Source organism: Lactococcus termiticola (assembly GCF_003116835.1).
Classification (GTDB): domain Bacteria; phylum Bacillota; class Bacilli; order Lactobacillales; family Streptococcaceae; genus Lactococcus; species Lactococcus termiticola.
Map to the genome: position 1 here is coordinate 156,921 of NZ_BFFO01000001.1, position 21,272 is coordinate 178,192.

Consider the following 21,272-nt stretch of genomic DNA (forward strand, 5'->3'; position numbering starts at 1 on the left):
TAATCGACTTATCAAAAAACAAAACAGGTGAAAATCATGCTTGATCAAAAATTCCAAGATAAACTCAATCAGCTCAAGGCCCGCTACTTAGAAAATGTCGGTGGCGAGAAAAATTTGACAGATAAAGAGGCGGCGGCAGAATACTACGCCAATCTTTCTGCTGACGAAAAAGAGCAAAAATTGATCGATTTTTTGGACATCTACAAGCAAAAAGAGGCCATTGTCAAGGAAAACATCACTGCCCTCAAGGCTGAAGATGGAGATGCCAAGCGGATTGACCAGCTCGAGGAATTTCTCGATGGCATCCAGACCAAGATGATGCATGCTGAGCAAAAACTTGAAGTCTTGCACTCTGGCGACCCTGCCAACAAAGAAAAGCTCAAACGCCAGCTGGCTGCCCTTGAACTCAAACGCTGTAAGGCCTTGATTGCCCACAAGGACTGTGGCAAAATCGATGAGAAAATTTCTCAGACCAAGGCCCTCTTCAAAAAAGTATCCCACTAACTACATTCTTAGCAGGAGGTTTCAGTGCTACATACCATATTCTATGTCATCGTCTTTCTTATAGCACTCGTCGTTTCAAACGTTCTTAACAAAATCTTCCCAAAGCTGGCCCTGCCCTTGATTCAAGTTGTCATCGGTCTGGGACTTGGCTTCATGGGAGCTTCCAACGTCTTACACATCGAGCCCGAGGTTTTCTTGGGCTTTATTATTGCCCCCCTTTTATTTCGGGAGTCTGAAGAAGCCGATGTCCAGCACATCTTCAAGCATACCCGCCTGGTCCTGCTCTTGATTTTGCCCCTGGTCTTTATCACGGCTCTGGGGCTCGGCTATCTGATGCAGCTCCTCTATGTCGGCCTGCCACTGGCCGCGGCCGTTGCCCTGGGGGCTGCCCTGGCTCCGACTGATGCGGTTGCCGTCAAGGCCCTAACCGAGCGATTCAGCTTTCCTAAGCGGGTCCTTTCTAGCCTCCAGGGCGAGGGCCTGCTCAACGATGCTTCAGGAATCATCACCTTCCAGATTGCTGTCCTTGCCATGACGACGGGGAAATTCTCGATTCCTCATGCCTCTTGGGAGCTCTTGATTTCAGCGGTCGGCGGGGCAGCGATTGGTTTTATCGTCGTCTCTGCCAAAAACATGATTCTCCGGGTCCTCGAGAACGTCGACGCCAGAGACGTGACCGGTTATCTGATCATGGAATTTCTCCTGCCCTTGGCTGCCTTTTTGATCGCCAATATCTTTGATGTCTCAGGGATTTTAGCCGTCGTCGTTGCCGGTATCCTGCAGGCCAACGGGATCAAGCGGACGACCTTGTTTGATGCGACCGTAACCCGGGTCAAGAACAACCTCTGGGACATGGTCAGCTTCATCCTTAATTCGACCGTCTTTCTGTTTTTGGGAATTGAGCTCCATCAGCTGGTCCTACCGCTGATTCAGCACCCCCATTTCTCGAATGTCCTTCTGCTCGTCTGGGTGCTGGTCCTGACGGTCGCCCTCTTTCTCCTGCGCTTCCTTGTCCTCTGCTTCTACCATATCTTTGCGGCAAGACGGCACGGCGTGCAGTTTTCAAGCTTCTGGACAGACATCCAGCTCTTGACCTTCTCCGGCTCAAAAGGAACCGTGTCGATTGCGACAATTCTCCTATTGCCAGCCGGCAATAGCTTGCAGAACAGCCTCTTAATTTTCTTGGTTGCCTCAGTGACCGCCCTCTCCTTCTTGACCGGTTTGCTCGTCCTGCCTCGGATTGCTGCAAAAAAAGCCATCCAGGTGGATAATATGGCTAAGATTGCCATATTAACAGAGGTCGTCGAAAGCCTCCAAGAACAACGGCAAAAGGCTGAGAAGGTCTTTGGCTTTGACCTTGCCATCGATGCCTACCAGGACCGGATTCAACGCCTAATCATCGAGCAGGAGTCGGCCAATACCTCGGCCGACTTCAACGAGCTCCAGCTCCTGATTATCCAGGTCGAGACCGAGAGCCTGGAGACTGCCCTCAAGGAAGATGAAATTTCCCTTTATACCTATAGGACTTATCAACGCTATATTCACTCGCTCGAGCAGGCCATCTCCCACAACTTTGTCTCCAGCGTCCAGTACGCTTCAGCCTTGACCATGCGGGGCCTGCATTACCTGACCTCCAACCTCTTTCATAGCAATGGCCGGCGGAAACAGGCCCATCAGTCCGAGCATGACGAGACCCAGCAACAGATTACTGAGCTTTATTTGAGAAATACCGAGCTCATCCTCCAGGTCCTGGAAAATCTGGAGGCCGTCTACGAGCCCCAGCTCATCAACTACCTCCAGTCAGAACGCCTGCGGTCGACCGAGTTTGTCGCCTCCGGCACTTATATCAGCCGGATGGTCAATCGGGCCCAATCCAGCCACCTCGAAGAGATGATGATGGGCTACTACTTCGAGCGAAAGACCATCTTCGAGTACGAATCCAGCGGACAAATCAGCTCAGAGGTCGCAAGACAGCTCAGGCAGAATGTCAATACGCTCGAGGATTATTCGCTGGTCAGCGATGACCACAGCCTTTGGATGGATCTTTTTAATCGGAGACAGCGGAAGGTTGAGGAGCATCGCTAGGATAGGAAAAGACTTCTTGTTTGGGAGTCTTTTTTACTTTGATTTCTCCTCTCCAGCCCCCAAAACACCCTGATTGTTGAAAAGCCTTTCAAAATACGATAAAATATAGGAATGAAAAGCCTTTACGATGTTCAGGAATGGTTAAAAACTTTTGGCTATGTCAATTTAATGGCAGACCGTTTGGATGCCATTTATTTTATGAAAGTGGAGCTCAGTCAGATGATTGAGCGGGGAATCCTTGAGAGGACCGACCAGGACTATATGACAGCCAGCCTGATTCTCCGTCGTGAAGAGCGGATTGAAACTGAAAAGAGGAATGAACTATGAAAAAATTAATCGGTATTGACCTGGGCGGAACCTCCATCAAGTTTGGTATCCTGACCATGGCAGGCGAGGTCCAAGACAAATGGGCCATCCCGACCAATATCCTAGAAGACGGCAAGCATATCGTCCCTGACATCATTGCTTCCATCAACCACCGCCTCGACCTCTACAAGCTCGACAAATCTGACTTTGCTGGCATCGGCATGGGGACACCTGGTACGGTCGACATCGAAGCCGGCACCGTCCGCGGGGCCTATAACCTCAACTGGGCCGAGACCCAAGAAGTCGGCAAGGCCATCTCTGACGGCGTAGGCCTGCCTTTTATCCTCGACAATGATGCCAACGTCGCAGCCCTTGGTGAACGCTGGATGGGGGCTGGCGAAAACAATCCTGACGTGGTCTTTGTGACCCTGGGGACTGGTGTCGGAGGCGGTATCATCGCCAACGGTGAGCTGGTCCACGGTGTCGGCGCCGCCGGCGAGATCGGCCACATCAATGTTGAGCCAACCGACGGCTTTGAGTGTACCTGCGGCAATCACGGCTGTCTTGAAACCGTGACTTCTGCGACTGGTATTGTCCGCCTGGCCTACAAGTTTGCTGAAAGCTATGAGGGCGACTCTCATATCAAGGCCAGCATTGACAACGGCGAAGCGGTCACTTCAAAAGACATCTTTGAGGCCGCTGAGGCAGGCGACGCCTTTAGCCTGGCGATTGTCGATAAATTCGCCTATTATTTGGGCTTTGCGGCAGCCAACATTGGCTCTACGCTCAACCCTGATTCGATTGTCATTGGTGGCGGTGTTTCCGCTGCTGGAGAATTTCTCCGTAGTCGGGTCGAAGCCAGCTTTAAGAAATACGCCTTTCCGACCGTCCGCAATACCACTAAAATCAAACTTGCAGAACTCGGCAATGACGCCGGCATCATCGGTGCTGCCAGCCTTGCTCTGAAGTTCAAGGGAGAATAACATGCTTATCATTATTGAAATCATCGTCCTCTTGGCCCTCCTCTTTTTCATGTTCATCTGGCCAAAGCTCAAGCTCAATCGCAATGCCAAGGTCGTCGGCAACGAAGAATTTGAAAAAAAACTGGCAGATGGCCAACTCATCGACATCCGTGAGGCTAGTCTCTACCGGCAAAAACACATTCTAGGAGCCCGCAATCTTCCAGAAAATCAAATCGACATGAGCCTCAATGCGCTGAGCAAGAACAAGCCCGTCCTGATCTACGAGACCACTCGCCCCACCAAGGCAGCAAAGGTCGCCAAGAAGCTCAAGAAGGCTGGCATCACTGAAATCTACGTCTTGAAAGACGGCCTGAACGCTTGGCAGGGGAAGACTAAACAAGGCTAAAAGAGCGGATGCTCTTTTTTCTTTTGGTAAAGCCGTTTCGTTCCGGACATTCTGAAAAACACTGTGAAATAGGTAAAAGGCGAGACAGCTAGGACTCGCCTTTTAGTAATGAAAGCGAGGCTTTGCTTGCCTGCCTCACAGTGCTTTTTGCAGAATTTCTGGAAGAAAACGAGCCGGACCTCATTTCAATAACAACAACAAACAAAAAAAGGCTCAAACAAGCCTTTTTTTCGCTTAACGGTCTGCCAATTCAGCATCCAGCATCCAGATGGTCTTTTCAACATCGCCCTTGGCATCAGTGTAGAGACCTTCTGTCACAGCATCGCCTTCTTCAGAAGCAGCGTCAATCCCTTCTTGGAATTGTTCAGCCAGGTACTTGTAAGTCGCAAGCACTTTAGCCAGACGGTCCTTCATTGACACGTTCCAGTCAGTTGGTTGGAGGTCAATCTTAGAAAGTTCGTCAAATTCTTTCAAGGTTGAGACAGGTGAACCACCGATGGTAATCAGGCGTTCTGAGAGCTCATCAAGCACGTCGTTCAAGCCGTCCATGAGTTTGTCCATATATGGGTGGAGCTTCAAGAAACCTGCACCACGCATGTACCAGTGGGTTTGATGAATAAGTGCTGTAGCGACAGAGAGGTCAGCGACAGATTGGTTGAGAATTTTCTTTGTGTTTTCGTTTGACATAAAGGCTCACTTTCTTCTTAATTATTATTGTTGCTTTCTTAATTATATAATAATTGTATTAAAAGGCCAAAGAATTTATTTAGAAATTTTCTCGACTTTAGGTCTCTTCGCTTACAGAAAGTAGAAATTAATGGTGTGGTTGCAAACGAAGCCTCCGGCTTCCATTGCCAAAGCTCTCGCCAGCTCCCTTATAGCCCTTTAATTTCCACTTTCTTCCAGCTCACTAGCATTTATAAAAAAATAATTTGACATTTCCAATTCACATTCGGATATAAATCATGCTCCTGTTTTTTCTTATCCTCATCGCCATGACCCTCGCTTCTTTTACAGGCCTGGTTGTCGACCGGCTCCCCCTAGGCCTTTCTATTATCACTGGTCGTTCAAGATGTGACCACTGCCAAAGTCGACTAAGGCCCTTCGAGCTCATCCCGCTCTTCTCCTTCCTTATACAGGGCGGCTACTGCAGGCATTGCAAGGCTAAGCTCAGCTGGCTCTACCCGACGCTCGAAGTCCTCTTCAGCTTACTTTTCATCCTCGCCTACTACCAGCTCCTTGACCTGCCAGAAAGCCTTATTCTCATCGCCTCGCTTCTCCTTTCCATCCTTGACTTCCGCCACCAGGAAATCCCCTTTAGCCTCTGGCTCTTCTTTGCCTTGCTGATTACTGCCATCAACGGCTTTTCTCTCAGCCAAGTCCTCTGGCTTTCCTTTGCCCTCATCGCCTTTTTCTGGGACTTGAAAATCGGTCCTGGAGACTTTCTCTGGCTCTTTCTAATTGCAGGCGATATCCCCCTACTCAAGCAGGTCAAAATCCTTGAAATTGCCAGTATCTCTGGCATCCTCTACTACATTATCCTAAAGAAAAAAGGGGCCATCCCCTTCATTCCTTTTTTATCTATTGGATATCTAGGACTTCTGATTTGGGAGAAAATCCCGTCACTGTGATGCCGAGGAGCCTCACGCCTAAGGCTTCATTATAGTCCAGCTCATCAAAAATCTGCTCAGCCTCCCGCAGGATGTCCTCGGCTTGATTGATCTTGGCCAGCAGGCTCTTTCGCTTGGTAATCGTCGTAAAGTCCGAATAACGAAGCTTGAGAATGACAATATCGCCCGATTGCTCATGGCCGGCCATGGCCTTTGCGACCATCTCGGAGAGCTTTTTCAGCTCACCCTTGACATCCTCTGCCCGATAAATCAGCTTGCCATAGGTCCGCTCCTTGCCGATAGACTTGCGTTCCCGGTGGCTTTTGACCTTGGCTTCATGAATGCCGTTGGCCTTGAGATAGAGCTCCCAGCCAAAGACACCAAAGCGTTCTGCCAAGTCCAGCGGATTGGCCTTCTGGAGCTCTGCCCCAGTCTTGATGCCCATTTCTTCGAGCTTGGGCAGGGTCGCTTTTCCCACGCCATGAAATTTTTTCAGAGGCAACTGGGCCAAAAAGTCCTTAGCCTCCTGAGGCAGGACCGTCGTGAGGCCTTGGGGCTTCTGATAGTCTGAGGCAATCTTGGCCAAAAATTTATTATAGGAAACACCGGCAGAGCAGGTCAGCTGGAGCTCCTGATAAATATCCCTCTGGATGAGCTTAGCAATTTTAATCGCCGACTGGGAGCCAATCTTATTCTCCGTCACATCAAGATAGGCCTCATCGATCGAGGCCGCCTCGACCTCATCCGTATAACGATGAAAAATCTCCCGGACCTGCTGAGAAACAGCCTGGTATTTTTCATAATTGCCCGGTACAAAAATCGCCTGGGGACAGAGGTCAAAAGCCTCCTTGGCCGACATGGCCGAGTGAATGCCAAATTCCCTGGCCTCATAAGAACAGGTCGAGACAACACCCCGCCCGCCTGTCTCCATCGGGTTTCTCGCAATCACGACTGGCTTGCCCTTGAGTCTCGGATTATCCCTCTGCTCGACCGACGCAAAAAAGGCATCCATATCAATATGGATGATTTTTCTGGATTCATCGACCTTGAGGGGAAAAGTTAACATAGTCTTATTATACTGGATTTGGGGCTAAAAAACACTGGAGATTGTCCAATGTTTTTTTGCTTTTTTATTTTGGCTGAATCTTAGCCTCCAACAAGCCACGCATGTCCTCCGGCATGCCAAGCTCCAGCTCCACCTTCTCTTCAGTAAAAGGATTGATAAAAGAAAGATGATGACAATGCAGGGCCTGCCGAGAAAACTCCTCCTTCGAGCCCCCATAGAGGTCATCGCCCAAGAGGGGATAGCCCAGATGAGAAAAATGCACTCGAATCTGATGGGTCCGGCCGGTGTGGAGCCTGACATCGAGCAAGTAAAAATCCTCGCTCTCCTCAGCAATCCTGTAGCTGGTCCTGGCTGACTTGGCCTCCATCAGGCCATCCAACCTGACCCGTCGCTGGACAATCGAGCCCTCGGCCCGACCAATGGGCAGGTCAATCTCGCCGTGATCAGCGAGCTGACCGTCATTTTTCACGACCGCATAATAGCGTTTCTCCAGGCTGTCCCGGTAATGCGACTGGACCATCAGGGCATGGGCATAGCGGTGCTTGGCAAAAAACATGAGGCCACTGGTATCCCGGTCAAGCCTCGTGATAATGTGAACGGTCTGGTTGGCGTAATTCTGCCTTTTGATATAGCCCTTGACCCGGTTGCTCATGGCATCGGTCGGGTGGTAGACACCCGTGATAGAGGGCACGCCAGCCGGCTTTGCAACGACCAGATAATGGTCATCTTCAAAGACCACGTCTACTGGTGCCGTCCCTGGGGTCAGGTCGGGATTGTCCGGCTCATCTGGCGTGACGATACTGACCTGGTCGCCAGCCTTTAGGCGATAAATCGCATTTTGCTCGACGCCGTTGACCAAAATCTGCCCGCCCTCGTATTTGACCTTGGCCAGCAGGCGTTTTGAGACCCCGTGTCGCTGGAGGAATTTCTTGACCATGCTGCCGTCGACTTCATTGATAAATGAAAACTCCATCTACTCGACACCGTCCCCGATGAAGGCCGTACGCACCCGTTCCCAAAATGGCGTGTGGGCACAGTTGGCAAAGGCAATGCTGGCCCCGTCGAGACTGTAGTCAACCGAGGTCACATCCTCATAGTGGAAATTCAGCTGGTCAATCGTCAGGCTGTAGTCATCGGCCTTTTCAGGGCAGAGGCGGATGCTGTCTTTTTTCGCCACAATCATCGGAGCACTCAGGGTCCGAAAGACGATGTTGTTGAGACTGGCAATCTCGGCCAGTTGCATGGCTTCAACTTGGGGATGCATGACCGCTCCACCGATGGATTTATTATAGGCCGTGGAACCCGTTGGCGTCGAAATCGCCAGGCCATCCCCCCGGAATTTTTCAAAGAGCTCATCGGAGATGTGGACATTGCAGACCATGGTCTGTGAGGTCCGCCGGAGAATCGACTCATTGAGGGCATAGTGGAGGGTCGTCTTACCGTCGTGCTTGACTTCGACCCGGAGAAGCGGATAGCGGACTGCCTGCTCAGGCTTTTCATGGCAAAGCCCCTCAACAAGCTTCTCGAGTTCATCAGCCATAAAGTCGGTGTAAAAGCCCAAATGGCCTGTGTGGACACCGACAAAGCGAATCCGGTCAAGCTGCTCTTCATACTGGTGCATGGCCGACAAGAGCGTCCCATCGCCTCCGATGGTCACGACCAGCTCTGGATCGGCTTCATCAAAAATAAAGCCCGCTGCTTTAAGCATTGGCTCTAATTTGGCATAGGCGGTTTTTGACCGCTCAGACTGGTTTTCGATGATCCAGAGTTTCTTATTAAGACCAGAGCTCATCTTCTTCCCCTTTTTCTTTCTTGACATCCTGCCTGGCCTGCGGGCTATCAAACATGAGCTGGGCCTCTTGGATGTCTTCACGGATTTCGCCCATTTCAGCATCAAGCTGGGCAGCTTCTTTGGCTGCATTGGACAGGCGTTCTTGGATTTCTTGGGGAATCACGCCCCCGTATTTATAGTTGAGCGAGTGCTCGATGGTCGCCCAGAAATTCATGGCAAGGGTCCGGATTTGGATTTCTGCATTGACCACCTGAAAGCCATCAATCGTATCAATCGGGTACTCGATGACCACATGATAGGATCGGTAGCCAGAAGCCTTTTGATTGTGGATATAATCCCGCTCTTCGATGATTTTGAAGTCCTTGCGACGTTTGAGCAAGGCCAGGACATCCCAGACGTCATCGACAAACTGGACCATGACCCGGATGCCTGCGATGTCTTCCATCTCGCTCAGGCTGTCTCTGGTATAGCCCCTCATTCTCGCCTTTTTGACAATCGAATCCCGGCGTTTGACCCGGCCAGTCACAAATTCAATCGGCGAGTAAAGGCCTTTTTTCAGGTATTGCTTGCGGACGCCCCGGAGCTTGATTTTGAGCTCGCCGACCGTCTGGACGTAGGGGTCAAGAAATTCTTCCCAGTTAAATGCCATATCTCTTTATTGGCTAGCTTGCCAATTTCTCCTCATTTAGTTACAATATATATATCATTTTACCATATCGGGAAGGAAAAATGCAGGCTTGTTTCCCTGCATTATTATTAACTATGTCTACAAATTTAGAAATCGAGCATAAGACCCTCTTGAGCTTAGCCGAATATGACCAACTCAAGAGGCTCTTTTCACATATTACACCGGTCAGACAGACCAACCACTACCTCGACACCAAAGACCTCAAGCTCCGCAAGAAAAAACTAGCCCTCCGGATCCGGACCTTTGACAAGTCTGCCGAGATGACCCTCAAGGTCCCTCAAAGCGTCGGCAATATTGAGCACAATATCGATTTGACCTCAGAAGAGGCCGCCCTCATGCTCAAGGAAAAGAACATCATCTGCTCTTCTGTCGACCTCTCCGAGGTCTGTGATATCCTGACCGAACGGGGGATTGACCTGTCTGAAATCACTGAAATCGGCAGCCTCACGACCATTCGCTACGAGCAACAGCTCGACATCGGCCTCGCTGCCCTCGACAAGAACGACTACATGGGCCACACCGACTATGAACTTGAGCTCGAAGTCGACGACAATGACCAGGGTAAAAAAGATTTCTACGCCTTCCTCAAGAAAAATCATATCGAGTATCGCTTCTCCAGGTCCAAGGTTGTCCGCTTTCTCGACTGTCTCCGCCACACCCGTAAATAAGATTTGTATAATATTTTGCTCATCAAAGCATTTCTGATAAGATAGAAACTGACCTAAAAACTAGAGAAAAGACATCTACTTATGTACGAAATCCAATACTATTTTACGCCTGTGCTCGACAGCTTTGAGCCCTTTGATAGCAACTATGACTGGCATCTGAAACCCATCGTCAACCTGGCCACGGCCAAGAAACTCAGAGACCGCCAGGGCCTAACCAAAAATATCGCCATGCTCAATGCCAGCTACGACCGCCTGCAACGCATTTCAGAAGACTTCGTCAGCCTCAGCCTCTACGGCAGAAAGACCTCCAGAGCCTTCATCCTCAGCCTCCAGGACCGCCTACGCGAGCCCGGGAGCTTCCTGGAATACAACGCCAGCATGCGGGCAGAGATTCTGGCTGAACTCGGCATCGAGATCCGGGACTTCAAGGAATACCGGCAGTTTGCCAAGAAGAAGCTCAAGCAGGAACTCTATGATTACCAGGACCAGCATTTTGCGAGCCTGCCTGCTAGTTTGATTTTGACAGCTGATGAGGGATTACAGCTGGAGAAATGTCGGCATGAGCAGTTGCAGAGTTATTTGTTGGATAAGATTTCGGCATAGAAAAAGGATTCGGGGAGAATCCTTTTTTGTTTTGTTCTTTTGGAGTTGTAGATAGGAGAATCGGGGAAAAGTGGTATGAGTGGAGTGGAGGAAATTCGGCAAAACATAGTGGAATAAGGTAGATTTGGAGACCCCCAGGGCTCCAAATCTAGGCATGGAAGCCAACGGCTTCGCTGCCGGCCCCACTATGCTTTGCCGAATTTCTGAAGCGGAACGGACTAAGTGCCTAGGAAAAGCCTAAGCCTCATCCAACAAGCCCATCTCCGCCATCTCTTCTTTCACGGCTTGATTCGTCTGCTCAAAGGCTTCAGAAAAATTATCACTCAGCTTGTCCATCTGGCTGACCCGGACCTTGCGGACCGCCTTGAGGCCCCTCAGCTTCTCCAGATTCTCGTCCAGGTCTTTTTTATCGATGTAGAGCAGGCCATACTTGGCTTTTTGACTGGAATAAAGCAATTCTCCATATTTGGAAAGTTGTCGAATTGAGCGGTAATTGTGGCAAAAGACATAGACCGCCAGCCTCTCCTTACCCTCCAGAGCCTTGATTTTTTCCTTATTGTCCAGTATGTTCAATTCCATGTCCGTGTCTGGCATGTCTTCCTCCTCTTGCAAGTGGTATATTTTCGTCGATTAAGATGTCTTCTGAAATCGCTCCAGCAAGTCCCTTCGCAAGCTCGCTCAAGAGCCTCTGAAGGTCATTTTCTGCCAGGCGAAGCTGGTAGACCTTCTCATTGACCATCAGCTCCTTCTGGAGCTTTTTAAGCTCAGGCCGAAAAGCAATGTAGTCCGCCTGCTCCTCTAAAAGCTGGAGCTGGGCCTGAAGCTCTGCATCCTCAAGAAAGGCCCGCCTCGCCAGCCGATAAGCCTCAACCTCAGGTTCATGTTCTAAGAGGCTAGCGACCAGCTCATCGAGCTTTTCATCAATGGCCATTAAGTTTTCATCAATGATTAACATGTCTACATTATAGCACAGTCGTGGCTCTAAGAACCAGTGGCTAGAAAAATCCCCAGCAGAATTTTTGTCTACTTTTTACAACCACATCCGACATTACCCCAAGTTTACACAGGTATGCGTTTGCATTTTAAGCCAGCCTGAGCTATAATTAAATCACTAGGATTAGACCGAATTGTCTAATTTTTATCAGAAAATTAAGTAATACCTAGAAAAAGGGAGAAACTTCATGGAAAATGAACAGGACAATGCACCCAAGCGGGGGCTGAAAAACCGCCACATTCAAATCATCGCCATTGCCGGAACCATCGGGACCGGGCTCTTTCTAGGGGCCGGCGACTCCATCCACAAGACCGGGCCTACTATTTTGCTGGTCTACCTCATCATCGGGACCATCATGTATCTCCTCTTGAGGGCCATCGGCGAGATGCTCTATCAGGACACGGACCAGCACTCCTTCCTCAACTTTGTGACCCGCTACGTTGGCCACAAAGCCGGCTACTTTACCCAATGGACCTACTGGCTGGTCGTGATTTTCATGGCCATGGCCGAGCTGACTGCTGTCGGGACCTACCTCCAGCTCTGGTTGCCCAATGTGCCGACCTGGGTCACTGAGCCGGTCATCCTGGTCATCCTCGTCCTGCTCAATACGCTGAACGCCAAGTTCTTCGGCGAGACCGAGTTCTGGTTCGGGATCATCAAGGTGGCGGCGATCTTCGGGATTATCCTGACCGCCATCATCATGCTTTTTGGCCAGTTTCATTATAATGCTAACTTCCAGGGCGACCATATCGCAGGCACGGTCTCTCTTACCAATATCTTCAAGGACTTCCACTTTGCCCCTCATGGCTTAAATAACTTCTTTGCTGCCTTCCAGCTGGTCATGTTTGCCTTTGTCGGGATGGAATTTATCGGGATGACAGCGGCCGAGACACTCGACCCTCAAAAAACACTGAAGAAAGCCATCAACCAGATTCCAATCCGGATTCTCTTCTTCTACATTGGGGCTCTTCTTGCCATCATGGCCATCTTAAACTGGCGTGAAATTCCTGCTGGTCAGTCGCCATTTGTCATGGTCTTCCAGCTCATCGGCGTCAAGTGGGCGGCTAATATCATCAACTTTGTCGTCTTGACCTCTGCGGGTTCTGCCCTGAATTCCGCCCTCTTCTCAACTTCGAGAAATCTTTATTCGCTCTCAAACACTATGGGTGGCAACGCCACAAAGCCATTTACCAAGCTTTCTAAAAACGGTATCCCGCTGAACGCCCTCTTGTTCACAGCCCTCTTGATTTTCATCACGCCTTTTATCTCGCTGATTCCGGCTGTGTCAAATGCCTTTATCTTCATCACTTCTGTGGCGACCAATCTCTTCATCGTCGTCTATGTGATGACTCTGATTACCTACCTGAAGTACCGCAAGTCTAAAGATTATAAGGCTGATGGCTTCAAGGTACCGGCACCGAAGGTCTTTATCCCGATTGCCCTCGTTGCCTTTATCCTGATTTTTGTCTCCCTCTTCTTCTTCAAGGACACACTGATTCCAGCCATCGGTACTGTCGTATGGATTCTGGTCTTTGGCCTGATTTCTTGGATGAAGAAAGACCATCATTTAGAAAACAAAGCATAAGAAAAAGCAGGTCTTGCCTGCTTTTTTAGTGTGGAATTTTTATGGTCAAGCCAGCATCATCAGACTCCCATTTCTGAGAGAAGATAGAAAAGCGGAAATTCCCCTTAGCCTGGCCTAAAAGCCCGCTGGCCGTGATTTGGGCAGGGTAGGTTTTGCCGGGATTGACGCTGACATCTTTTAGCTTTGTCGTATCAATGCTCAGGCTCCTGTCATAGGCCTTGCCCGGCTGGCTCACGAGAAGGTAGCTGTCTGCAAAGCCCTCCAGGTCAATCTTTTCCTTGCTCTTATTCGTAAAATCAAAATAGAGGACCAGACTCTGCTCACCATTGCTCGCCGTCAAGATTTCCTCTGACGTCAGCTTGATGGTCTCATGCTCAGTCGTTGCCGTCTGCTTGGCTTGATCGTAGCGGATGCGGTCATTTTGAAAGGCTCGGCTGTCTAAAACTTTTAGATTAACCGTATTTTGAGGCTGATTCTGAAAATGTAGAAAGGTCATCGTCCCCACAACAACGAGCAGCATGGCGATGAGCATGATGATGAGATAGAGCGAAATTTTCTTTTTCATGGAGCGTCCTCCCAGCTTTATTATAGCTTAATATCTTCTCTATGACCATCATCTTCCAGATTTGGAATCAGGACCGAGTAGATCGGAAGAAATGCTGCAAAAACATTGTGAAAAATAGAGAAAGCTGAGACCATCAGGGCTCAGCTTTTAGGAATGAAAGCCGAAGAAAAGAGGAAGGCTAGGCCTTCCTCTTCTGCAGATAGTCTTGGAAAGTTTTGGCAATCCTACTTCCTGCCCACAGTATTCATGTGTTTTCTGAACGCAACGGCCCTTATTCCAATTCCAACTCAATCTCTTCTTCGACTTCTTCCTTCTTAGCAGCTGCCTTCTTCTTTGGAGCGGCTTTTTTCTTAGGAGCTTCTTCTTCAGATTCAGCGATATCTTGCTTGTCGAGAAGGCCGTATTTTTCACGGATCATGTGGTCGATTTCGTCAAAGACTTCTGGGTGTTCAGCCAGGTAAGCCTTGGCTTTTTCAGCACCCTGACCGATTTTTTCATCATTGTATGAGAACCAGGCCCCAGACTTCTTGATGATGTCTTCATCAACAGCAATCTTGAGCAGCTCACCAGTCTTAGAAATTCCTTCGCCAAACATCATGTCCACAAGGGCCACCTTGAAAGGCGGAGCAATCTTGTTTTTGACGACTTTAATTTTGGTTTCCTTACCGATTTGCTTCTTATTATCGCCACTGCCTTCTTCAATCTTGGTCGAACCACGCACATCCAGACGGACTGAGGCGTAGAACTTGAGGGCACGCCCACCAGGCGTGGTTTCAGGGCTACCAAACATGACGCCGACTTTTTCACGGAGCTGGTTGATAAAGATAGCTGTCGTCTTGGTCCGGTTGATGTGGCCAGCCAGCTTACGCATGGCCTGGCTCATCATACGGGCTTGAAGACCGACAGAGCTATCACCGATTTCGCCGTCAATTTCGGCCTTAGGCACAAGAGCTGCGACTGAGTCGATGACCACCAGGTCAACCGCACCAGAGGTAATCAGCTTTTCAGCGATTTGCAGACCTTGTTCGCCGTAGTCAGGCTGTGAAAGCAAGAGCTCGTCGATGTTGACGCCGAGCGCCTTGGCGTATTCTGGGTCGAGGGCATTTTCCGCATCGATATAAGCCACGATACCGCCTTCTTTTTGTACGGCTGCCGCAGCGTGGAGTGCAACAGTCGTCTTACCAGATGATTCTGGTCCGTAAATTTCAACGATACGGCCTTTAGGATAACCACCAGCACCGAGGGCGATGTCGAGGGCCAGTGAGCCTGAGCTCATGACTGAGACCTTCTGGTTGGCCGCTTCGCCGAGTCGCATGAGCGAGCCCTTCCCGAAGTCTTTTTCGATTACTTCGAGAGCCTTAGCCAGGGCCTTGTCTCTATCTTCTCCATATTTTTTAGTAATGTCATCAAAATTTGTTTTTTTCTTGGTTGCCATTAAATTCTCCATTCATTTAATCCTCCCTATTATAACATGTTTTCAGGCTTTTTAATAGCTGATGAATCGCATACTATATCCGGAAAAATCTGGGATTTGTCAATGGCTGAAGCAGGCTTTTGGGCAATAAAAAATGAAGAAAGCTCTGCTTTCTCCATCTGATACCTTCTTACATATAATCTTCCTTCCGATAACCAAAGTCGGACAGGTCCATCTTCCGGTCCCGCCAGTCGTTCTTGATTTTGACCCAGGTCTCGAGATAGACCTTGTCACCGAGCATGAGCTCGATGTCACGCCGGGCCAGCTGGCCAATCTTCTTGATCATACCGCCGCCCTTGCCGAGGATAATCCCCTTCTGGCTCTTGCGCTCGACAATGATGGTCGCCATGATATGGATCTTCCCGGTCTCTTCGTCCCGCTTCATGCTGTCGGTTGTCACAGCGATACTATGAGGAATTTCTTCTCTGGTCAAGAGCAGGATTTTTTCACGGATCATCTCTGAGACCAAAAAACGTTCGGGATGGTCGGTAATCTGGTCAGCCGGGAAGTACTGAGGTCCTTCGTCCAGCTTGCTTGAGAGGGTGTCAATCAGGGCTGAGGTGTTATTGCCCTGAAGTGCTGAAATCGGCACGACTTCTGCAAAATCCATCTGACTGGTATAATCTGAAACAATCTCAAAGAGCCGGTCTGGATGGACCTTATCGATTTTATTGACCACCAAAAGGACGGGCACTTCAGCCTTTTTCAAACGTTCGATAATCATGTCCTCACCGGTAGAACGAGGCTCATCGGCCGCCACCATAAAGAGGACCACGTCACATTCCCGCAGGGTCGAGTAGGCCGACTGGACCATGAAGTCACCCAAGGCATTGTGGGGCTTGTGAATTCCAGGCGTGTCAATGAAGACAATCTGCTCTGTATCGGTCGTGTAGATCCCTTGAATCTTATTTCTCGTGGTCTGTGGCTTATCACTCATGATGGCAATCTTCTGCCCCATGACATGGTTGAGGAAGGTCGATTTCCCAACATTTGGTCGCCCAAGAATGGCGACAAATCCTGATTTGAAAGTATTTTCTGTCATATCGCTATTGTAGCAAAAAAGCTGGCTTTCTGCCAACTTTGCTTTAGAACTTAATAACTAGACAACCACTCCTTCCAAACTCGCTCAAAGCCAGCCTCCACAGCCCGAGCAAAACCAGCTTCATCCTGAAAAAGCTTCGAAGCAAAGAGCTTAGAACGAAGTCCTGCCCTCAACTCACTGATCCGGTCCAAATCAAAGGCCAAATCACAACCCTTACGAATAAAGTCATCTTCATTTTTAGCAATCAGCTCGTCTAAGCCCAGGACCCGATTGACAGAAGCTGTCCCCCTCGACTGCATGGTGCTTCCTGGCATGGTCAGGGTTGGGATGCCCATGGTAGCCTGCTCGATCGTGATGGTCAAGCCGCTAAAGGGCAGGCTGTCCAGGGCGATATCGGCCAGCTGATAGGCCTGGTAGTGACTGGCCAGGCTGTCCGACCTTAAAATCAGGCGGTCTTCAGGGATTCCTAGCCCCGCAAAGTCCTGCTTGATTTGCTCTTTTTTCATGTGGCTGAACATATTGGTCCGGTAAATCAAAAGCTTGGAGTCCGGCACGGCCTTAAGGAGCCTGCTCCAGAGTTCTAGGGTCTGTTCTGAGAGCTTGGAGAGGTCGTTAAAACTGCCAAAAGTGATATAGCCATTAGCCTTGACCGGAGCCTCACCCAGCTCTGGAAGGACCTGCTCTTTTTCATTAAAGCTAAAGCGGTGGAGGCCTGAAGGCAGATAAAAGGGCTTTTCTGTGTAGCCGTCCGCCTCATTTTCCGGCAAGACAAAGTCGTCCGCCCAGATATAGTCGATTTCCTGGATGCCCAGACTGTTGACAAAGCCCAAATACTGCATCTGGATAGGGGCAGGCTTGTAGAACATGGTAAAGCTCCGGGTATGCGTATAGCCCCCCAGGTCGATGAGAATGTCTATCCCATCTGAGAAAATCTTGTCGGCAAGCTCTTCATTTGACATTGCCTGACAGTCGATAAAGGTCAGGCCGGTCGCCTTGATTCGCTCCGTGACCTTATCCGCCTCATCCGTCGTCGAATAGAGGCGGATGTTAAAACGCTCCTGGTCATGATTTTCCAATAATGGAAGGACGAACTGCATCATGGCATGGCTCTTAAAATCCGACGAAATGTAGGCGATACTGAGCTTTTCGCCCGCTTCCTTGTCAAACTTAGGATGGAAGAAGGCCGGCTTTTCCGCCAGGAGCTTGCGGCGAAAGAGCTCGACCTTGTCCTCCAACATGGCTTTGATTTGGGCCTGGCTGTATTTGCCAGATTTAAGTATTGAAATCGCCTCCGTCGCAAAAGAACCCTCGTCCAGCTTGATAGCCAACGAGCGTTCATAGTAGGCGATAGACTTGTCCGCATCATAAAAATAATAAAGCCAACCCAAAATCGAGAGAATCCCCTCAGCATCATGGTAGAGAAAAAGCGTGTTCTCATAGCAAATTCGGGCATTATCCCAGTCTTCTAGGCTAAAATAAGCGTTGCCAAATTTCCGCCAGAACTCTGCCTGCTCTTTTGGAGATAGGCCTTTCAGGTCCTTACTGGCCAGAAGATATTCCTGGACTGCCTCAAAATATTTGCCCTGGTTCAGTGCCAGGTCGCCTTGCGAGGAATGGATATCGAATGTCTTGTTCATAGTTAAATTATAACACACTCAAAAAAGAGCCCTAAGGCTCTTTCAATCTGCTGATGTTTCATAAATTTCGAGAAAAGCACTGTGAGGCCGGAAGCGAAGCTTAACGGCTTCCATTCCTAACTGTCGAGCCCAAAGGTCTCGACAGTTGCCTTCTTTCACGGTGTTTTCTCAGAATTTCTTCTACTCTACTCTACTATCTGAAAAATTTTTTATCACTCTACAAGAATAAGATTTTTCTAGGCTCTGAGAATTCTACACCGCCATCCTCCGATACTCCTCCGCCTCGTCCTCCGTCGAATAAACAAAGTGCCCTGGCACAATCTCCCGAAGCTCTCGCTCCTGGCCGTCCAGCTCTGTGGTCGGGTCGTAGACCAGCGGTGTCCGCTCCCATTCTGAAATCGGGTCAGGTGCCGGAATCGAAGAGAGCAGGCTCTTGGTATAGGGATGAATCGGATTGTTGTAAACCTCGTCCGAGGTCCCAATCTCCAGCATCTTTCCCCAGTGCATAACACCAATCCGGTCAGAGATGTACTTGACCATCGACAGGTCATGGGCAATGAAGAGATAGGTCAGGTTTTCCTGCTTTTGGATGTCCTTAAGCAGGTTGACCACCTGGGCCTGAATCGAGACATCTAAGGCCGAAATCGGCTCGTCTGCCACGATAAACTTAGGCTTCACAGCCAGGGCCCGGGCAATCCCAATCCGCTGGCGTTGCCCGCCTGAAAACTCATGCGGGTAGCGGGTCAGATGGTCCTTATTGAGACCGACCAGATTAACCAGGCTCTCGACGATGGCATCACGCTCTTGCGCTGACTTAGCCAGGCCATTCACATCCAGCCCTTCAGCAATCACATCCTTGACCCGCATCCGACCATTCAATGAAGCTTGAGGATCTTGGAAAATCATTTGTGCTTCCGCACGAAATTCCTTTAATTCTTCCCCTTTAAGATTAATGACATTCTTGCCATCAAACAAAATCTCACCACTATCAATATCTTTGTCATAGAGTTTTAAGATAGCTCGACCAATCGTTGTTTTACCTGAGCCAGATTCACCAACAAGACCAAATGTCTCTCCTTCATAGATATCAAAGGAAACATTATTGATTGCTTTATTGGCATTGCGTTTCCCCTTGTTAAATATTAAATCAATATTTTTTAACTCAACAAGTTTTTTTCTTTCTTCTACCATTTATTCAGCCTCCCCCTTTAACATTTGACTCCAGCGTTCCCAGCGCGCTTTTATCTTATCAGATGGCTCAACTTTAGGTGCACGTGAATCAAGGAGCCAAGTTTTTGCATAATGGGTAGGAGAAACTTCAAAATAAGGTGGTTCCTCTTCAAAATCAATATCTAACGCATATTTATTACGTGCAGCAAAGGCATCCCCTTTGGGAGGATTCAACAAATCAGGAGGTGTCCCTGGAATTGAAACTAGACGATCAGCATCAGAATCAACCATAGGCATAGAATCTAAAAGTCCCCATGTATATGGATGTTGTGGATTATAAAAAATTTCTTCAACCGTCCCATATTCTACAATTTCCCCCGCATACATAACAGCAACTTTATCAGCAAAACCTGCAACAACTCCCAAATCGTGAGTAATGAAAATAATAGATGATTCAATACGTTGTTGTAACTCAGACATCATGTGCATAATTTGTGCTTGAATAGTAACATCAAGCGCCGTTGTTGGTTCATCAGCGATTAATATTTCTGGGTCTCCAGCAAGTGCAATCGCAATAACAGCACGTTGGCGCATTCCTCCAGACCATTGATGCGGATAATCCTTGATATGCTTTTCAGCATCTGGGATTCCAACTTGTTTCATAAGTTCTAAAGCACGCGCGAGCGCTTCTTTTTTCTTCATTCCCTTATGCTTAATCAAAGGTTCCGCAATTTGTTTTCCAATTTGCATCGTTGGGTCTAAAGAAGTCATAGGATCTTGGAAAATCATAGAAATTTCATTTCCGCGGAGCTTTTGCCATTCTACTTCTGTATTTTTTAGTAAATCTTTTCCTTTATAGAGAAGTTGTCCTTCTGGAATTTCTGCATTTGAAGCATTTAAGCCCATCAATGTTTTAGTCGTTACTGACTTACCTGAGCCAGATTCTCCTACAATAGCTATCGTTTGCCCCTTATCCAAGTCAAACGAAACATTACGGATAGCCTTTACTTGTCCAGCATAAGTTTTAAAATTTACGTGTAGATTTTTTACTTCTAATATTTTTTCAGCCATTTCTCAGTCCTCACTAGATTTAGGGTCAAATGCGTCACGCAATCCATAACCAAATAGGAAGAATGAAAGTGACAACAAACACAGTACAACAGCAGGAACCGCCAATTGGAATGGATAAAATTGAAGACTTGAAATACCATCAGAAATCAAAGAACCAAGTGATGATGTTGGAGGTTTAACTCCAAGGTTAATCGCCGATAAAGTTGCCTCAGCAAAGATGACAGATGGAATATCAAACATGATTTGCACAATGATAACTCCAAGCATATTAGGCAACAAATGACGAATCATAATACGGAATGTACTTTCACCCAAAGTACGCGAAGCCAAAATAAATTCACGTTCTTTCCAGCTTAATGTCAGATTACGCACTTGCCTAGCAATCCCTGTCCAAATAAACATACCTATTGCCAAAATAATTGATATAACTCCTTGTCCAAAGAGCATTCCAAGCATTGTAACAATAACAAGATAAGGAATTGAGGAGATAATTTCAATAATACGTTGCATGATATTATCCACCCTACCACCTATCCAGCCTGAAATTAAACCGTAAGTAATACCGATAAATATATCAAACAAAATAGCCGAAAAAGCAATCAAAAGTGAGATACGTAATCCAACAACAGTACGTTTTGCAAGAGAACGCCCCAGACTATCTGTTCCTAAAATAAATGATGTATCTTTTGGAACTTTCTGTACTTTATAAATATTTGTTGCATCTGTATTCCCAGGAGATGTAAAGTTGCCATCCCAGCCTGGAATACCTACATTTCCAAGCTTTGGTGGCAAGTTTTTATAAACTTGCACCTTATTTGGATTGAAATTATTAGCAGATTTTTGTGGTACAATCACGATTGAAACCAGAGCAAAAAGAATTGTAAAAACAACAACAACCATTGCTACAACTGCTACTTTATTTTTCTTAAATCGACGCCAAGCATCTTGCCAAAAAGTAAGAGCAGGTTTAGAAATTAATTCCATATCGTGGGTATCTTTTGTTCCCACGAGAGTAAACTTATTATTTATATTTTCCATTTTCTA

The 21,272-nt window shown here is 48.1% G+C and carries 24 protein-coding genes; 9 read left to right on the plus strand and 15 right to left on the minus strand.

Going from position 1 to position 21,272, the window contains the following annotated elements:
• Positions 1-36 precede the first annotated feature (36 nt).
• The 5 genes from NtB2_RS00755 (at position 37) to NtB2_RS00775 (ending at position 4,263) form a co-directional block, all read left to right on the plus strand.
• Positions 37-504 carry a hypothetical protein gene (locus NtB2_RS00755; protein WP_109245034.1) on the plus strand — a complete coding sequence of 156 codons (468 nt, stop codon included), beginning with the start codon at positions 37-39 and terminating at the stop codon, positions 502-504.
• 24 nt (positions 505-528) lie between these two features.
• Complete coding sequence (locus NtB2_RS00760) at positions 529-2,589, plus strand: cation:proton antiporter (RefSeq protein WP_109245035.1); 2,061 nt, start codon at positions 529-531, stop codon at positions 2,587-2,589.
• Between the two features lie 111 nt (positions 2,590-2,700).
• The gene (locus tag NtB2_RS00765; RefSeq protein ID WP_109245036.1) at positions 2,701-2,916 is read left to right on the plus strand and encodes a YqgQ family protein; all 216 of its coding nucleotides are present in this window, start codon (positions 2,701-2,703) and stop codon (positions 2,914-2,916) included.
• Positions 2,913-3,878: an ROK family glucokinase gene (locus NtB2_RS00770; RefSeq protein ID WP_109245037.1), complete on the plus strand. Its 966-nt coding sequence runs from the start codon at positions 2,913-2,915 to the stop codon at positions 3,876-3,878. The genes NtB2_RS00765 and NtB2_RS00770 overlap by 4 nt, the downstream gene beginning before the upstream one ends.
• A gap of 1 nt (position 3,879) precedes the next feature.
• Positions 3,880-4,263, plus strand: a complete 384-nt coding sequence (locus NtB2_RS00775) for a rhodanese-like domain-containing protein (protein ID WP_109245038.1) — start codon at positions 3,880-3,882, stop codon at positions 4,261-4,263.
• Positions 4,264-4,497: 234 nt separating this feature from the next.
• Here the strand turns inward: NtB2_RS00775 and NtB2_RS00780 are convergent, their stop codons facing one another.
• The gene (locus NtB2_RS00780) at positions 4,498-4,950 is read right to left on the minus strand and encodes a Dps family protein (protein WP_109245039.1); all 453 of its coding nucleotides are present in this window, start codon (positions 4,948-4,950) and stop codon (positions 4,498-4,500) included.
• 278 nt (positions 4,951-5,228) lie between these two features.
• Between NtB2_RS00780 and NtB2_RS00785 the strand changes: the two genes are divergently transcribed.
• Positions 5,229-5,894 (plus strand): prepilin peptidase, encoded by a 666-nt coding sequence (locus tag NtB2_RS00785; RefSeq protein WP_109245040.1) that lies wholly within the window; start codon positions 5,229-5,231, stop codon positions 5,892-5,894.
• Here NtB2_RS00785 and dinB read toward each other — a convergent pair.
• The 4 genes from dinB to NtB2_RS00805 form a co-directional block, all read right to left on the minus strand.
• Positions 5,845-6,939, minus strand: coding sequence for a DNA polymerase IV (gene dinB, locus NtB2_RS00790; RefSeq protein WP_109245041.1), 1,095 nt, complete (start codon positions 6,937-6,939; stop codon positions 5,845-5,847). The two genes, NtB2_RS00785 and dinB, sit on opposite strands and share 50 nt — an antisense overlap.
• Positions 6,940-7,003: 64 nt before the next feature.
• A complete protein-coding gene (locus NtB2_RS00795; protein WP_109245042.1) occupies positions 7,004-7,912 on the minus strand; it encodes an RluA family pseudouridine synthase in 909 nt (302 codons plus the stop codon).
• Complete coding sequence (locus NtB2_RS00800) at positions 7,913-8,758, minus strand: NAD kinase (protein WP_439956785.1); 846 nt, start codon at positions 8,756-8,758, stop codon at positions 7,913-7,915.
• A complete protein-coding gene (locus NtB2_RS00805; protein ID WP_109245044.1) occupies positions 8,715-9,380 on the minus strand; it encodes a GTP pyrophosphokinase in 666 nt (221 codons plus the stop codon). The genes NtB2_RS00800 and NtB2_RS00805 overlap by 44 nt, the downstream gene beginning before the upstream one ends.
• 113 nt (positions 9,381-9,493) lie before the next feature.
• On the opposite strand from NtB2_RS00805, the gene NtB2_RS00810 reads away from it, so the two are divergent.
• Both NtB2_RS00810 and NtB2_RS00815 read left to right on the plus strand, forming a co-directional pair.
• On the plus strand, positions 9,494-10,087 hold the full coding sequence (locus NtB2_RS00810; protein ID WP_109245045.1) for a CYTH domain-containing protein: 594 nt from the start codon (positions 9,494-9,496) through the stop codon (positions 10,085-10,087).
• Between the two features lie 81 nt (positions 10,088-10,168).
• Positions 10,169-10,690: a dithiol-disulfide isomerase gene (locus NtB2_RS00815; RefSeq protein ID WP_109245046.1), complete on the plus strand. Its 522-nt coding sequence runs from the start codon at positions 10,169-10,171 to the stop codon at positions 10,688-10,690.
• 237 nt (positions 10,691-10,927) lie between these two features.
• Here the strand turns inward: NtB2_RS00815 and NtB2_RS00820 are convergent, their stop codons facing one another.
• Together NtB2_RS00820 and NtB2_RS00825 are read right to left on the minus strand one after the other, a co-directional pair.
• The gene (locus tag NtB2_RS00820) at positions 10,928-11,284 is read right to left on the minus strand and encodes a DUF2129 domain-containing protein (protein ID WP_225867026.1); all 357 of its coding nucleotides are present in this window, start codon (positions 11,282-11,284) and stop codon (positions 10,928-10,930) included.
• Complete coding sequence (locus tag NtB2_RS00825) at positions 11,244-11,645, minus strand: YlbF family regulator (RefSeq protein ID WP_109245048.1); 402 nt, start codon at positions 11,643-11,645, stop codon at positions 11,244-11,246. Before NtB2_RS00825 ends, NtB2_RS00820 begins: the two co-directional genes overlap by 41 nt.
• Positions 11,646-11,871: 226 nt before the next feature.
• On the opposite strand from NtB2_RS00825, the gene NtB2_RS00830 reads away from it, so the two are divergent.
• Positions 11,872-13,269: an amino acid permease gene (locus NtB2_RS00830; RefSeq protein WP_109245049.1), complete on the plus strand. Its 1,398-nt coding sequence runs from the start codon at positions 11,872-11,874 to the stop codon at positions 13,267-13,269.
• Positions 13,270-13,294: 25 nt separating this feature from the next.
• Here NtB2_RS00830 and NtB2_RS00835 read toward each other — a convergent pair whose 3' ends face one another.
• The 8 genes from NtB2_RS00835 to NtB2_RS00865 form a co-directional block, all read right to left on the minus strand.
• Positions 13,295-13,834, minus strand: coding sequence for a DUF5067 domain-containing protein (locus tag NtB2_RS00835; RefSeq protein ID WP_109245050.1), 540 nt, complete (start codon positions 13,832-13,834; stop codon positions 13,295-13,297).
• Positions 13,835-14,105: 271 nt separating this feature from the next.
• Complete coding sequence (gene recA / locus NtB2_RS00840) at positions 14,106-15,269, minus strand: recombinase RecA (protein WP_109245051.1); 1,164 nt, start codon at positions 15,267-15,269, stop codon at positions 14,106-14,108.
• Positions 15,270-15,298: 29 nt separating this feature from the next.
• On the minus strand, positions 15,299-15,427 hold the full coding sequence (locus tag NtB2_RS08775; RefSeq protein WP_263970094.1) for a hypothetical protein: 129 nt from the start codon (positions 15,425-15,427) through the stop codon (positions 15,299-15,301).
• A gap of 11 nt (positions 15,428-15,438) precedes the next feature.
• A complete protein-coding gene (gene era, locus NtB2_RS00845) occupies positions 15,439-16,350 on the minus strand; it encodes a GTPase Era (protein ID WP_109245155.1) in 912 nt (303 codons plus the stop codon).
• Between the two features lie 50 nt (positions 16,351-16,400).
• On the minus strand, positions 16,401-17,987 hold the full coding sequence (locus NtB2_RS00850; protein WP_109245052.1) for an O-linked N-acetylglucosamine transferase, SPINDLY family protein: 1,587 nt from the start codon (positions 17,985-17,987) through the stop codon (positions 16,401-16,403).
• Positions 17,988-18,239: 252 nt separating this feature from the next.
• Positions 18,240-19,178, minus strand: a complete 939-nt coding sequence (locus tag NtB2_RS00855; protein ID WP_109245053.1) for an ABC transporter ATP-binding protein — start codon at positions 19,176-19,178, stop codon at positions 18,240-18,242.
• Positions 19,179-20,228 carry an ABC transporter ATP-binding protein gene (locus NtB2_RS00860; protein ID WP_109245054.1) on the minus strand — a complete coding sequence of 350 codons (1,050 nt, stop codon included), beginning with the start codon at positions 20,226-20,228 and terminating at the stop codon, positions 19,179-19,181.
• 3 nt (positions 20,229-20,231) lie between these two features.
• Positions 20,232-21,266 (minus strand): ABC transporter permease, encoded by a 1,035-nt coding sequence (locus NtB2_RS00865; protein ID WP_109245055.1) that lies wholly within the window; start codon positions 21,264-21,266, stop codon positions 20,232-20,234.
• Between the last annotated feature and the right edge of the window lie 6 nt (positions 21,267-21,272).